Annotated in this window: 11 protein-coding genes; 3 read left to right on the forward strand and 8 right to left on the reverse strand. The window is 58.7% G+C overall.

The features are described from left to right. Window positions 1–88: 88 nt before the first annotated feature. Window positions 89–1,288, reverse strand: a complete 1,200-nt coding sequence (locus HMPREF3039_RS09265; protein WP_067570032.1) for a 4-hydroxy-3-methylbut-2-enyl diphosphate reductase — start codon at window positions 1,286–1,288, stop codon at window positions 89–91. 70 nt (window positions 1,289–1,358) lie between these two features. On the opposite strand from HMPREF3039_RS09265, the gene HMPREF3039_RS09270 reads away from it, so the two are divergent. Genes HMPREF3039_RS09270 through HMPREF3039_RS09280 form a run of 3 tightly spaced genes read left to right on the forward strand, consistent with a single transcriptional unit; the run spans window position 1,359 to window position 4,423 of the window. Then, window positions 1,359–2,417, forward strand: coding sequence for a tRNA dihydrouridine synthase (locus HMPREF3039_RS09270; RefSeq protein ID WP_067570034.1), 1,059 nt, complete (start codon window positions 1,359–1,361; stop codon window positions 2,415–2,417). Between the two features lie 12 nt (window positions 2,418–2,429). After that, window positions 2,430–3,569: a transglutaminase-like domain-containing protein gene (locus HMPREF3039_RS09275; RefSeq protein ID WP_167506781.1), complete on the forward strand. Its 1,140-nt coding sequence runs from the start codon at window positions 2,430–2,432 to the stop codon at window positions 3,567–3,569. Continuing rightward, window positions 3,566–4,423: a diacylglycerol/lipid kinase family protein gene (locus HMPREF3039_RS09280; RefSeq protein WP_067952092.1), complete on the forward strand. Its 858-nt coding sequence runs from the start codon at window positions 3,566–3,568 to the stop codon at window positions 4,421–4,423. Before HMPREF3039_RS09275 ends, HMPREF3039_RS09280 begins: the two co-directional genes overlap by 4 nt. Window positions 4,424–4,490: 67 nt before the next feature. Here the strand turns inward: HMPREF3039_RS09280 and HMPREF3039_RS09285 are convergent, their stop codons facing one another. The 7 genes from HMPREF3039_RS09285 to HMPREF3039_RS09315 form a co-directional block, all read right to left on the reverse strand. Then, a complete protein-coding gene (locus tag HMPREF3039_RS09285) occupies window positions 4,491–4,868 on the reverse strand; it encodes a hypothetical protein (RefSeq protein ID WP_067982448.1) in 378 nt (125 codons plus the stop codon). A gap of 219 nt (window positions 4,869–5,087) precedes the next feature. Continuing rightward, window positions 5,088–5,873, reverse strand: a complete 786-nt coding sequence (locus HMPREF3039_RS09290) for an enoyl-ACP reductase FabI (protein ID WP_067570040.1) — start codon at window positions 5,871–5,873, stop codon at window positions 5,088–5,090. 67 nt (window positions 5,874–5,940) lie between these two features. Further along, a complete protein-coding gene (folD, locus tag HMPREF3039_RS09295) occupies window positions 5,941–6,816 on the reverse strand; it encodes a bifunctional methylenetetrahydrofolate dehydrogenase/methenyltetrahydrofolate cyclohydrolase FolD (RefSeq protein WP_067570042.1) in 876 nt (291 codons plus the stop codon). Next, window positions 6,792–7,517 (reverse strand): lysophospholipid acyltransferase family protein, encoded by a 726-nt coding sequence (locus HMPREF3039_RS09300; RefSeq protein WP_067570044.1) that lies wholly within the window; start codon window positions 7,515–7,517, stop codon window positions 6,792–6,794. The genes folD and HMPREF3039_RS09300 overlap by 25 nt, the downstream gene beginning before the upstream one ends. A gap of 15 nt (window positions 7,518–7,532) precedes the next feature. Next, entirely contained in the window at window positions 7,533–9,128 is a 1,596-nt protein-coding gene (locus HMPREF3039_RS09305; protein WP_147549953.1) for a hypothetical protein, read from the reverse strand. A 71-nt stretch (window positions 9,129–9,199) separates the two neighbouring features. Beyond that, window positions 9,200–11,698, reverse strand: coding sequence for an Amuc_1098 family type IV pilus outer membrane protein (locus tag HMPREF3039_RS09310; protein WP_067570048.1), 2,499 nt, complete (start codon window positions 11,696–11,698; stop codon window positions 9,200–9,202). A gap of 133 nt (window positions 11,699–11,831) precedes the next feature. Next, window positions 11,832–13,601 carry an alpha-amylase family glycosyl hydrolase gene (locus HMPREF3039_RS09315; protein ID WP_067570050.1) on the reverse strand — a complete coding sequence of 590 codons (1,770 nt, stop codon included), beginning with the start codon at window positions 13,599–13,601 and terminating at the stop codon, window positions 11,832–11,834. Window positions 13,602–13,636: the final 35 nt, after the last annotated feature.

The following is a 13,636-nucleotide window of genomic DNA, read 5'->3' on the forward strand; positions in this document are numbered from 1 at the left end:
CCATTCCGCGTCAGCAGTTTTTTCAGGAGCCTCCCTTTCCGGGGCAGGCTCCTTTTTCATCTCTCCATGCAGGGACGGCAGGCCGTTTTTATTTGCGGAGGTCCGCAATGCGCAGGATAGTCGCCTCAATCAGGTTGGCCGGACACGAGGCTCCCGCCGTAATGCCCACTTTCAGGGATTTGCCCAGATTCTGCACTACGGGTTCCGTGGTCATTCTCCGGACTTCCCGCGTTTCCGTATCAAAGGCGTCCACATACTGGATGGATTTGATACTTTCAGCGGATTCAATGAAGTAGGTGGGGACGTGTTTCCTGGCGATGTCTACCAGATGCGTGGTATTGGAGCTGTTGTAGCCGCCCACCACAAACATCACGTCCAGGGGGTTTTTCAAGAGATCGTACAGCGCGTCCTGACGGTCCTGGGTAGCGCCGCAAATGGTATCGAACACATAGAAGTTGTCGTCGTCACCGTCGCGCTGGACGATGGCGTCCCTGATCATTTTCTGGAGCGTCTGGGTTTCCGTCTTGAGCATGGTCGTCTGGTTGGCGATGCCCACTTCCTCCAGATCGCGGTCCGGGTCAAATCCGGGGGAACAGCAGCCTTCAAACCGTTTCATGAAGGCCTCCCGGCTGCCTTTGCCGAGGATGTAGTCGCACACGGCGGCGGCATCCTCCAGGTCATAAACCACCAGGTATTTTCCCCTGCCCTTTTCACCCAGGGCGCGGGAAGCCGTCGCGCTGGTTTCCTCATGGGTGGCTTTGCCGTGAATGATGGAGGTGATGCCCATGGAGGCGTAGTTTTTCACCCTTTTCCACACTTTCATGACGTCCCCGCAGGTCGTATCCACGATCTGGACTCCCTTTTCCTCCAGCGCGTCCATGAAGGAGGTGGGAACGCCGAAGGCGGGAACGATCACCACGTCGTCCGCGACAATTTGATCATAGGAGGCGTCCAGATGCTTCCAGGGAAGTTTTTTAATGCCCTTCCCCTCCAGCTGGCGGTTTACCTCCGGGTTGTGGATGATGTCGCCGATCAGGTAGATCTGCCGGTCCGGGAAAACCTTGCGCGCCGCATAGGCGATGTCGATGGCGCGGCGGACGCCGTTGCAGAATCCGAATTCCCTGGCCAGGAAGAATTCCGTATGGCCCAGGTTGTACACATTGCCCGCGGCGCGGATGTGGGAAATCAGTTCGCTCTGGTAATGCTGCTGGATTTCCTTCTCCACCAGTTCCATCACCTCGGCGCGTCTCACGTTCACTCTGGCTTTGCGGGTTGAGTCCTGATTCATGCTCACAGCTTCCACACTTTCCTTCTTTCGTCAAGACAATCACAGCTTGCCAAGCCGGGCTTTTCACGGTATGCACAAGCCCATGCTGCTGGCCCTAGCCCCGATGAAAGACGTTACGGACCTGGCTTTTATCAAGACGTTGAACGACTTGAATTCCCTGCCGGATTATTTCATTACGGAGTATTTCAGAACGGTGGCCCATCACAAAAAGATGGATCCGTACATCATGCGCTCCATAGACGAAAACCCGACCGGGCGCCCCATTTACGGCCAGCTGGTGGGCCAGGAGCCGGAGTACCTGGTCCGGGATGCCCTGAACCTGATGAACCACGCCTGCGCCGGGGTGGACCTGAACATGGGCTGCCCCGCCCCCATCGTGTGCAGGAGGGGTGCCGGAGGCGGCATGCTGCGCTCCCTCCGGGCCATGGATTCCGCCCTGGGAGCGCTCCGGGATTCCCTGCCCGCCGGAGCCTTTTCCGTCAAATGCCGCCTGGGCTACGAGACCCCGGACGAGTTTGAACGCATTCTCCCCGTCATCGCCCGACACGCACCGGACCGGGTATGCATTCATGCCCGCACCGTGCGGGAGGGCTACCGCTCCCCCGTGCATCCGGAGTGGGTCAAATGGGCGGCGGAAACTCTGAAATGCCCGGTCATTGCCAACGGGAACATCGTGGACACGCAGACGGCGGAGGCGTGGGTGAGGCTGGCGGCTCCGGCCGGCCTGATGGCTGGCAGGGCCGCCCTGCGCAATCCGTGGATTTTTTCCCAGCTGCGCTCCCACTTCCGGGGAGAAGCCGCAACCGCCCCCACGTACCGGAACCTCCTCCGCTACATCCGCAGCCTGTACGAACGCACGCTGGAAATGCAGGACCATTACGTGGAGGAAAAACACATCCACCGGATGAAAAAGTATCTGGTCTATACCGCCCGGGGCCTCCCGGAAGAGTTTGACCACCACATGAAACGGGCCAAAACCTCGCGCGATTTCATGCACATCTGCGAGGAGATTCTGGATAACGATACCCCCTTCCCGCCCACCCCTCCGGAAGATACCCACCTGTTCGCCCATTTCAACGCCCTTCTTACCCAAGAGAAGGCTTGTCTCCCCGCCGGAATTCAGCTATGAATGGCGACGTTCATGAATCCGCTGCCGCATGTCTTTCTGCTGGGCGTGACTGCCGCCCTTTGCTCCGCTCATGATTCCGTCACCCAGGGCATGGAGTTTTTACGCGCCTACATGCCGGAACAGGACAAGCCGGTGATTACGGAAGAGCGGCTGAAGAGAGAGGTCAGGCTGGCCCTGGACGTCCGCAGCCGCTTCCCTTGGGCGGGCAAGGTTCCCTGGGAAGTTTATGAGAACGACGTGCTGCCTTACGCCGTGGTCAACGAACCGCGCGACGAATGGAGGGAGCAGTTCCGCAACCTTTTCGCTCCGCTCGTCTCCTCCTGCAAGACGGGGCGGGAAGCCGCCCTCACTGTAGCCGCCTGCATCCAGAAAACGCTGAATGTCAAATATTCCACGGAGAGGAGAGTTCCCCACCAGGGTGTGAAGGAGTCTCTGGAGTCTGGCAAGGTTTCCTGCACCGGGCAGAGCATTTTGCTCATTTGCGCCCTGCGCTCCATCGGCATTCCGGCCCGCATGGCGGGCGTGGTCACCTGGAACCACGTCCGGGGCAACCACAACTGGGTGGAAGCCTGGTGCGACGGAGAATGGCGGATGCTGGAATACAATGAAAAGGACTTCAATACGCCCTGGGTCATGTCCGCCATCAGCATGCTGGACCCCCGGAAGCCGGAGAACGCCATTTACGCCACATCCTGGAAGAAGAAGGCGGAAGGAATGTTTTTCCCCCTGGTCTGGGAGGCCCGCTACGACAGGAAAAGGAACGCGCTGGAGTTTCCCCCTGAAAGCCGGATTGTCCCTGCCGTCAACATCACCAAACGCTACATGAAGCTGGCTTCCTCCTGGGCGGCTTCCCAGCCGGAATACGTTCCCGGCAGCAAGCTGATGCTGGACATCACGGAGGATGAGGGAGGCAAGCGCCGGAGACTGCCCCTCCATGTCTCCCTCAAAACGGAAGAAGGAGAAGTTCTGGCGGAAGGCGTCACACCCGGTCCGTCCGACGACATGCGGAAGTTTCTGGAAATTACGCTGCCGGAGAAAGTGAGCCGGGGCATGCTGGAATTCCTCCTTCCTGACGGGACCGTGCGCAGGGAAGCTATCACGCATACGGAGGCTCCGGTGCAGATTCTGAATCTTTCCGCAAGTCTCCGATGAAGATTCCCCTGTTCTTCAACAACACGGCGCGCAGCGCCAGGGCGGGACGCTTCCGCCGGTGGCTGGAGAGATATGGCTCCGTTTTCGACGTCATGGAGCCGGAAAGCAGCGAGGACATGCTGAACCGCCTGGCTGCCCAGGCGCGTTCCGGGGCGCCCGCCGTAGCCGTGGCGGGCGGCGACGGCACGCTGAGGCTGGCGGCCCGCGCCCTCTGCAATACGGATACGGCCCTGGCCCTTTTCCCTGCGGGAACGGCCAACGTTTTTTCCCGTGAAATGGGATTCCGACAGAATTTCGACCACGCCCTGCACGTGCTGAAAACGGGCCGGACCAGGGAGGTCGATTTGTTTGCCTTCAACGGCCAGCCTTTTCTTCAAATGGCGGGCATCGGGGCGGACGGACGTTCCGTGGAGCTGACGACATGGGAGATGAAGAAGAAGTGGAAGGCCTTCGCTTACGTAATCGCAGGAGCCAGGGCTTTCACGGAACGGCAGCCGCTCCTGACCCTGACGACGGATGACGGCAGGGTGCTGGAGGGGCGCTCCATCATCTTCGGCAACGGCCGCAGGTACGGAGGCCCCATGAAGCTGTTTGCGGAGGCAAGCAATGAGGACGGCCTTCTGGATGCCGTGGTTTTCAAGCATGCCGCTTCTTCCATCCTCAGGGAGAGCCTGCTGGCGACCGTTCACGGAGGGTTTCATTCCCTGCGATACGGCGGTTTTGAATATGTCCGGATGACGGGAGGGCATGTTGCCGCCATCGGCCACGCGGCTTGTGAACTGGATGGAGATTACGCGGGAAACGCCCCCGTGCAAATCACGCGCGCCGGGAAGCTCAAGGTGTTCGCTCCGTGAAGGTCCCGCCGGGAGAAAAAACGCCCCGGCCCCTTTGCCCGTATCGGGAAAATGCGTTTACACCGCCCTACCAGAACAGGAGGCGCGAGAACGTATCCAGAATATGGGAATAGTGAAGAACATGGTTTTCCGGCAAGCCGAAGAATATCAGAATGAGGACAATATCCAGCACGGCCGCGATGGCAACCCATTTGATGAAGGCAGGCAGCAGGGAGGAAGAATCATGCAGCATGATCCATTCCTGCATCACGAATGAATAGTCCGCTCCGGAATCAAAAAGGCGGAATTCCTCAGACAGTTCCTCAAAGGTCATCTCGCGGGGGCAAATGTAATTCTGGGTCTCTATTCCCACCCCGCAGCAATGCAGCCCGCTTCCCGCCAGAGAAGCTTCCATATAGGCGCCCTCCCCGTTGAGCAGGGAAATACGGGAGTCATGGGCGGCCATACGGTATTGGTTCAGCATTTCCTCCAGGCTGCTGCATGCCTCTCCGTTATATGAATAACGATGGGGGACTGTCACGTTTGGACTTTAATCAACCGGAAAGCGGCATGCAAGATTTTTTTGTCCTGAATACAGGAACCCCGGCCCTTTCATCCCGTTTGGCCTGAAAAAGGCCGTGCCGACAAGCGGCACGGCCCCAAGGGAAAATAAAATCAGGGAGCGTTACATGCCCATGATCTGGTAGCCTCCGTCCACGTAAATCACCTGGCCGGTGATGGCGGCGGCGCCGTCGCTGGCCAGGAATACGCCGGTAGCGCCCAGTTCCTCGCCCGTGCAGGAACGGCCCAGGGGGGCGTGTTCCTCATAAACCTTGAACATGGTGGAAAAACCGGAAACGCCGCGGGCCGCAAGCGTCTGCATGGGACCGGCGCTGATGCAGTTGACACGGATGCCGCGGGAGCGGCCCAGGTCGTACGCCAGGTACCGGGTGCAGGCTTCCAGGGCGGCCTTGGAAACCCCCATCAGGTTGTAGTTGGGCACCACCTTTTCAGCACCCAGGTAGGACATGGCCAGGATGCTGCCATTGTCGGACATCATCGGCTCCACGGCACGGGAAAGCGCCACCAGGGAGTAGGCGGAAATATCCAGAGAAATCTTGAAGGCGTCCCGACCCGTTTCCAGGAAACTGCCGCCGCCAAGGGCTTCCTTGGGAGCAAAGGCTACGGAATGCAGCATGCAATCCACCTTGTCCGTGTGCTTGCGGACGTTTTCAAAGAAAGCATTGATGGATTCGTCACTGCTCACGTCCAAATCGTAAACGGGAGCGTCTTCACCGAAGTTTTCACGAATCAATTTGATCACGCCGTCCTTGAGGCGTTCGCCCTGGTAGTTGAAGATGAGCTTTGCGCCCGCTTCATGCCATGCCTTGGCAATCGCGAAAGCGATACTGCGCTTGTTCGCCACGCCGACTACGACACCAACTTTGCCTTCGAGTATTTTACTTGACATAATGGTAAGTGAATACTGCCCTACTTTCCCGCTTTTGACAAGAAAAACGGGCGTCACCGGAAACGGGCTACGCTCCCGTCTGCTGGCGGCAGGCCTTGACCGTGTTGGCCATCAGCATGGCGATGGTCATCGGCCCCACGCCTCCGGGAACGGGCGTGATGGCGCGGCATCTGGGCGCCACCTCGTCATAGGCCACATCCCCCACGATGCGGTAGCCGCGCTTGGCGGACGCGTCTTCCACGCGGTTGATACCCACGTCGATCACGACGGCGCCGTCTTTCACGAATTCCGCCGTTACAAAGGAGGGGCGGCCGATAGCCGCAACGATGATATCCGCGGAACGGCAGAGTTCCGGCAGGTTTTTCGTGCGGGAATGGGCTACGGTCACCGTGGCGTTGGACTGCTTGGACATGAGCAGATGGGCCATCGGCTTGCCCACGATCATGCTGCGGCCGATCACCACGGCATTGGCGCCCGCGGTTTCAATGCCTGCCGCTTTCAGCAGTCTGATGCAGCCCAGCGGCGTACAGGGCACAAAGCCGGATTCGTCTTCCATCACCAGCTTGGCGACGTTTTCCGGATGGAAACCGTCCACGTCCTTGGCGGGGTCTATTTCCAGCACGACGGCAGCCTCGTCAATATGGGGAGGGGGCGGGCTCTGCACCAGAATGCCGTGGATGGAGGCATCCGCATTCAGTTCCCTGATGACCTCAAGCAGTTCCTCCTGGGAGGCATCCGCGGGGAGAACGATTTTCCGGGAATGCATGCCCAGTTCTCCGCATTTCTTCACCTTGGAATTGACATATACCTGGGAAGCGGGGTCATCCCCTACCAGGACCACGGCCAGGCCCGGCGTAATCCCGGCCGCCTTGAGCCGGTCAATGTCTCCCTTAACCTCTTCCAGAACCTGGGAGGCCACTAGCTTTCCGTCGATGATTTGCATAATTTTGATTGGGTAAGTGGAGGAAAGTCCGGGACACCTTCCTGCATCATGCCGGCCAGCAGCCGGCCATATTCCGCAACTTGTTCATCCGTGATGCCCGGAGGGATGAACAGCCTTTTTTTCCAGAGAATGTTCACGTTGGAACCCGGCTTCGGGATGGCGTAATGATCCCATGCCTTGTTCAGACGCCAGCAGCTTTCATATTCTATGCAGACGGGAATAATGGGCAAGCCCGTTTGGGAGGCCAGCCTGATGATGCCCGGCTGCACCTGGTACATGGGCCCCCGCGGACCGTCCGGAGTGAAGCAGAAACAGACGTTTCCCTCCCGGATTTTCCGAAGCATTTCCATATAGGCTACAGCACCCCTGCGCCCGGAGGAACCTCTGACGGCTTCCAGGCCGAAGTATTTGCAGACGGCCTCCACCAGGGCCCCATCCTTGCTGGCGCTCGTGAGCACGCACATGTTGAGCGGCTTCTGGGCCAGGGACCAGGCGTATCCCGGCACGACGGTGCGGTTGTGCCAGAGAGCCACCAGGAAGGGCGTCGTGTACACGTCGTCGTGCTCCTCCTTGATGGAGCGGATATTCAGACTCATGCACAAGGGCTGCAGGAGCGACCACAGGCCCAGCCCGGCCATCTGCGTCCACCAGCGGGTCCGCTTTTCAGTCGTTTTCCGTAAATTGGGAAGGGGGGGAAGCATGAAACGGCACCAGTATTACATGAATCCGTCCACGGTAATGCGGCCGGGAGACGGAACAGGAGAAGCCGGAGAAGAACCATTTGTCCCGCCGGACGGATAGGCGGGAGGCAGAATGCCGGATTCCGCGGCGGATTTCAATTCCTGAAGCATGCCGCCGGAATTATCCGTGGGTGAAGCCGACGTCCCGGAAACCTTCACGGGGATAACAAAGTCATGTCCGTCCTGCGTGACTCCTTTCGGAATGCGGCGGCCATTCGCCATGTAGGAGGGCAGCTTGAATACAAGCTCCCCGGATATATTGGAACCGCTGCAATGCAAGTTGCCCGTAACGCCCAGGAAGCTTTGCTCAAACAGGGATATATCCTTCAGGGAAACGGACTGGTCCGTACCGTCGCTTTCCAAAACAAAGGAACCGGACGAGAAGACGGGGGAGGAATACGGCAGGCCGGTTTCCATTCTGCGTTCCGTCATGGCCTTCAAAAGCTGGAACACGGGAAGGCGCATCATGGAAGCCTTGATGACGGAACCGCTGGTGCCCTGCAGGGACGGCCTTTTCCGTTCCGGTCCTATGGGGAGGGAGAAGGTCACGCTCAATTCTCGCTTTTCCTCCACGGGCTGCTCGCCCATGCGCACCCTGATGAGGGAAGAGAAGCATTCCCCAACGAGCTGGGACAGGTCAAAGTTTCTGCCGGTCAGCGTCCAGTGACGGTGGCGGAAATCGTTGTCCAGGCGCATGCTGCCCGTAATCATGAAGGGGCTCAGGTCCGTAGGCTTGTTGAACATGACCCCCTTGTCCACAAAACCGGAGAAGGTGAGCTGCTTGATGCCGAAACTGTCCAGAATGACGGAGCCCGCATCCATGGCCAGCAGGGGCCACCCCTTGATTTTCAATTTTTGCTGGGAAAGGTCCAGGACGTATTCCGTGGATGCTCCGCCAGCCCTGGAAGTACGGATGTAGGCTTCCGCCGTCAGATAAAAGGGCCCTTCGTTTTTCTCCAGGGTGAAGGGCTCCCGTTCATGGGCATAACCCACTTCCAGACGCGGAGCCGTATAGCGCTGAAAAGCGAACGGCAGTTCCTTCCCCGTCCGGGGCAGCGAGAATTTGGTGTATCCCGGACGCAGGCCGATGGTGGCTTGTGACACGTTCAGGCTTTCCCCCTTCACCCTGCCCAGGAAAAGGGAAATCGCGGAGACTTCCCCGGAGACCCCGTTCAGCGTGATGAAGGAAAGGCAGGAGTCTTCCGGGAAGGTGATCCTGATGCGGGAGGCTTTCAGGGAACGGCCGTCCATGGCCATTCCGGAAACTTTCACATCCCCCCCCCACGCAGCGGACAGTTCCTCCTGCATGCGGTTGGAAAATTCCACCGTATTGAATGAAGTGAGCCGGTACATGTACGTTCCCACCAGCCCTCCGACGACAAGCAGAATCAGAATGCAGAGGCCGATCAGGAAACGCTTGTTTTTCAAGGCGGCCTTTTTGTCGTTCTGGTGGTCATCACCATAAGAGCGGCGGCGCTTTTCCACACGGATGACCTTGGAGCCGTCCGGGCGCACCACCACTTCCCTTCTCCGCTCCACGCCTTGGGAATCGGAGTCATGCAGCTGGCGCATGATGTTCCCCGCACCCTGGGGGAATTCAGGATCAGAATCGCTGTTTTTCACAGGCTTGATTTTTTTAAAGGTTACTCAACGGCACTGAGAGCGGGAAGACCGGCACCGCCTTCCGGGGTTTCCGGAGCGGGAGTATTCGGCGTGTACAGTTCCTTGCCTCCCGGATCCACCACTTCCGCCTTCACCATGATGATGATGGCCTTGCGCTGTTCCTTGGAACCCTGGGAACGGAACAGGCGCCCTACCCAGGGGATATCCCCCAAAATGGGAATTTTGTCCTCATATTGGACGGAGGTAGCTTTTTTCAAGGCACCGATCACCAGGGTATTGCCCGTGATGACGCGGACGGAAGAGGTCATGCTGCGCTTGGAAAATACGGGCTGGAGAATGAAGTTGTCCGACGCTTTGGCCATGGTTACTTCATCCTTCCCTTTTTCCTGGGATACCAGAGGCAGGAAAATGGGAGTACCATAGTTGATGAACCCGTCAAAATCCACGAGTTCCGGAGCAACCGTAAGATCCACCATGGACTTGTCCTCACTGATGCCGGTCACCTCCACATTGAATATGGTACCCAGTTGCCTGGTTTCAAATGCCGTAGGATGAGCGGGCGTCATCGGCATGATGGGAATGCGTTCGCCTACGTCGTCATCGTCGCCCCAATAGTCGTCATTGTTGTAGTCCCTGCCGGTGCTGTTGGGAATTTCGGGCGGATCATATTCCGTGGGGTAAATCAGTTCCCTGCCGCTGAAGAAGGTTGCCTTTTCTCCGGGGCGTACTACCACGGAAGGATGCTGCATGATGTCCGTGCCTTTTTTCTGGCTCAGGCCCCGCATGATCATGGTGACGTCCGCCTGGCTCCACATGCCGCGCATGGTCAGGATGCTCGGCGCTCCGCCGGGGGTGTAAACGGCGTCCGAACTTCTGGCGGAAGTGCCGCGTTCGATCATCCCGTCAATGCTGTCTTCCGTAAATACCTGGTTGCCTGACCTCAGGCCGCCCACTACTCCTGCGGGAGATGCGGCCCCGGCCACTCTGGCAGCACTGTCCAGTACGGTATTGTTATAATCGTTCTTATTCGTCCCTGCCCCGCCCATGAACCATTTGTTGGGGTCAAGGTTGAGGTTCACGATCCAGTTGAATCCCAGTTCTTCCAAATCCGCCTGGTTGACTTCCAGAAACGTGGCGCTTACAATTACTTGCAGGGGCTGGGCCGCCGACTTGGCAGCCACCAGTTCTTCCAGGAAGTTCAGGTCCCTGGGAGTTCCATGGAAAAAGAGTGTGGAGTTGCCCGCGTTGTATTTCACAGAGCTGCCGGCCGGCAATTTCAACCCCATGGCAGCCAGCATCTTCTGCGGGTCCACCCGCTTCAGCGTCATTCCGGAGGAACCGGAATCACCGGAAGCGAACGGGTCCAGATCGTCCGAACCTGATGAGGAATCCGTCCCGGAGAAGAAACCGGGAGGAACGGGAATGGTCTTGGAGACCATGTAGGACGTTCCGGCGGATGGAGTGACGAGTTCCGCGCCATAGGCGTTCGTGCGGAAAATCAGCCCGGAGGCGCGGGCTACGTACTGCAGGGCTTCGCGCAACGGAATGTTTTGAAGATTCAGGGTGATCTTCTTGGCGGCGATATCCTTGGCAGTAACGCTGTCCGGAGGACCGGGGTCCAGGGAAATGTTAATCCCCCTCTCGGCCTCGGTCTGGGCCATTTCATCATGCACCCGGGACTGGTTGCGGAGGTAGTCCACGGCTTCCTCCACCGTGGCCTGTTCCAGCTGCACCCTGGGCAGACGGATCATGCCCAGCTTCCGGTCCACGCTCACCACGGGATTTTCCAGGGGCTGGGAAAAGGATTCCGGCTCCTCGGGAACTTCCGTAACGGAAGGACGGCGTTCCCAGAGGCTGCTTACCTCCGCCAGGGCGTTCCCGCGGGTTTCGTCCCGCGCAGAGGAAAAATAGCTGGTGCGCGCACGGTTCACCTGTTCCATGCCGCGCCGCGCCGCCGTATTGTAGGGGTCAATGAGAAGGACGGAGTTAAATTCCTTCAGAGCTTCGTCGTACTGTCCCAGCTCATAATACCCGAATGCCAGGCGAAGAAGGCCGTTGACCTTTTCCACGTCCACGGCATGCTGCGGCGTCAGGGCGGGGTTCGTCCGGATCGGGTCCTTGAGCAGTTCCAGAGTACGCTTGGCCAAGGCATGGTTCGGAGTCGTTTTCAGCGCGGATTCCAGTAGTTCCGAGGCTTCGTCATAACGTCCCACCTTGATGTATTCCTGGCTCACGGCCACGCTGGCATCCGCAATACTGGTTTCCAGAAAGCGCCGCCGGGTCTCCATATTGGGAGCCTTGGGCAAGGTATTCAGGCTTTTACGGTAAAGTTCCAGAGCCTCCTGGTACTTGCCCTCGGAATATTGCTGACGCGCCTGATTCAGAAGCAGCATGGAAGCCTGCGCCTGTTCTTCCATCCGGGCAGCAGCGCGGCGGGCGGCGCCTGCGCCGTCCTGCGCCAGGGCAGGACAGGCTCCGGCAACGGCAAGCGCCAGAGCAATCTGCTGAATGGTAGACATGGAGTAAGGAAAACGTCTAGTCATAGGAATTTTCGGGACTATAACGAATTAAATTCCGTCCGTCATTATAAAAACGCCCAGAGGAGCAAAAAATATCGAATGTGAAGAAGAGGGCTCCGCGCCCCGGCTCCTTCTATGCTCCGGACAGTTCCAAAACCCCTACTTCTCCCGGTTTCAGAGGATAGGGAAGTCCCCTCTCCATCAGTTCGCTCCTGTCAAAAAACCTGTCTTTCCCATCTTTCTTCATCAGGTTTCTGGCGCGCACTTTCGCCGTCTGGATGCCGCACCAGTTGAACGCATGCTGGGGAATGGAGATGCGGAGGTTATAAAAATTGATAGTCGGAGAAAGATTTCCCACCACCAGCACCGTGGAATGGGCATGGGCATGGTACCTGAGCATGGCATACACCCAGTGTCCGGAAGTGTCTTCCGCCGGTTCCCTGCCGAAGGTGGTGTTTTTCATATTGGCCCAGTTCAGGCCATAAAAATCCCCGCGGTCCAGTGCGGGATGCTGGAGGAGGGGCAGCAGCCGCGCGTGGAAGTCCCTCAATTCCGCGGAATCCTCGTCCAGCAGGGAGGCGTCAAACCTGCCGCCGGCCACCCACGGCTGCAACTGCGGCAGGCAGGTATAGTCAAAGATGCTGGTCCGGCCGTTATGGCCGCCAAAGCCGCCCGGAGCTTCCGCGCGTTCCCCCACCTCCTGCCCGTTGTACACCAGCACGGGGCCCTTGCCGGAGGCATACACGAGCGTCATGATGGCCGGCAGAATAGTGCGCCCCGTCCCGCCCCACGCTATCGGCGAGCAGACACGCTTTTCATCGTGGTTTTCCACATAACGGACGCCGTGGGTCAAATACTGGGGCTCACTCCGGAAGAGGCGGTCAAAATCGTTGGCCCAGTTCCCCCGCGTATAGACATGTTCCGCCAGATGGTAGCAATCGGCGTCATAGACGGCATTGAATCCGGATTCCAGCAGGGCGGTACAGGGATCGCCCGGAGTGGTTTTCAGATGGTCATTGTACGCCTCCGCCATGAAAAACACGTCGGGCAGACGCACGCGGGAGCGGGCAATCGCCCATTTCCAGAACGCCATGGGAATCATCTGAGCCATGTCGCACCGGAACCCGCCGATTCCCAGCCCCTGCCAGAATGAAAGGATATCGTCCATGATCCTCCATGTCTTGGGGACCTTCTGCTTGGGACTTGTCCAGTCCGGCAGCAGGCGCAGGGCCGGGAGCCCCGCCAGAAAGTTATAGCCGTAATTGAGCTTTACCGTTTCATACCAGTCGCACCGGTCCGGCTCCCACGTCACCGCATTGTTCCCCGTCACCCTGCCGAAGGTCATTTCCCCTTCGAACAAGCCGTCCGGGAGGCGCAGGGGGGGACCGTCGCCGGGGCTGTTGGAGGTGAGGTAGAAATATCCCTGCTCCGGTGAAAAAAAGGTATGGTGGTCGTCTCCTTCTCCAAAGTCGTCATGGCCGTCCCAGTCCGCCAGATAGGCGCGGGAGACATGGTTGGGGACAAAGTCCATGAGAGGCACCAGTCCCACGGTCCGGCACCGCCTGACCAGGGCCTTGAATTCCTCCATCCTCAATTCCGGAACGGACCCCAGGTCAGGGTCCACGTCAAAGTAATCCAGAACCGCATAAGGACTGCCGGCCAGCCCTTTCACGATGGATTCCGGCTGCGCGGGCAGCCCGGGGTGGGCCGTCTGGGTGGCATGCCTCAGCACGCCCGTCAGCCAGATGTGGGTAAAGCCCATCCTGGCAATTTCCCGCAGAGCCTTGTCCGTCACCCCGTTAAATGTGCCGCAGCCGTTTTCCTCCCGACTTCCCCAGTCCACTCCGTGTATTTCCATGTTGGAGAAGTGGCGGACAAACAGTTGATAGATGACCGGACGCATGAATTGAAATGACTTGATGCAGCCCTTCCCCGGAA

The sequence above is a fragment of the Akkermansia sp. KLE1798 genome (assembly GCF_001580195.1).
Classification (GTDB): domain Bacteria; phylum Verrucomicrobiota; class Verrucomicrobiia; order Verrucomicrobiales; family Akkermansiaceae; genus Akkermansia; species Akkermansia biwaensis.

Coding starts and splice junctions, on each gene's coding strand:
- HMPREF3039_RS09265 (WP_067570032.1), bottom strand. CDS start 1,288: ATGAATCAGGACTCAACCCGCAAAGCCAGAGTGAACGTGAGACGCGCC.
- HMPREF3039_RS09270 (WP_067570034.1), top strand. CDS start 1,359: ATGCACAAGCCCATGCTGCTGGCCCTAGCCCCGATGAAAGACGTTACG.
- HMPREF3039_RS09275 (WP_167506781.1), top strand. CDS start 2,430: ATGAATCCGCTGCCGCATGTCTTTCTGCTGGGCGTGACTGCCGCCCTT.
- HMPREF3039_RS09280 (WP_067952092.1), top strand. CDS start 3,566: ATGAAGATTCCCCTGTTCTTCAACAACACGGCGCGCAGCGCCAGGGCG.
- HMPREF3039_RS09285 (WP_067982448.1), bottom strand. CDS start 4,868: ATGGCCGCCCATGACTCCCGTATTTCCCTGCTCAACGGGGAGGGCGCC.
- HMPREF3039_RS09290 (WP_067570040.1), bottom strand. CDS start 5,873: ATGTCAAGTAAAATACTCGAAGGCAAAGTTGGTGTCGTAGTCGGCGTG.
- folD (WP_067570042.1), bottom strand. CDS start 6,816: ATGCAAATCATCGACGGAAAGCTAGTGGCCTCCCAGGTTCTGGAAGAG.
- HMPREF3039_RS09300 (WP_067570044.1), bottom strand. CDS start 7,517: ATGCTTCCCCCCCTTCCCAATTTACGGAAAACGACTGAAAAGCGGACC.
- HMPREF3039_RS09305 (WP_147549953.1), bottom strand. CDS start 9,128: ATGCGCCAGCTGCATGACTCCGATTCCCAAGGCGTGGAGCGGAGAAGG.
- HMPREF3039_RS09310 (WP_067570048.1), bottom strand. CDS start 11,698: ATGTCTACCATTCAGCAGATTGCTCTGGCGCTTGCCGTTGCCGGAGCC.
- HMPREF3039_RS09315 (WP_067570050.1), bottom strand. CDS start 13,601: ATGCGTCCGGTCATCTATCAACTGTTTGTCCGCCACTTCTCCAACATG.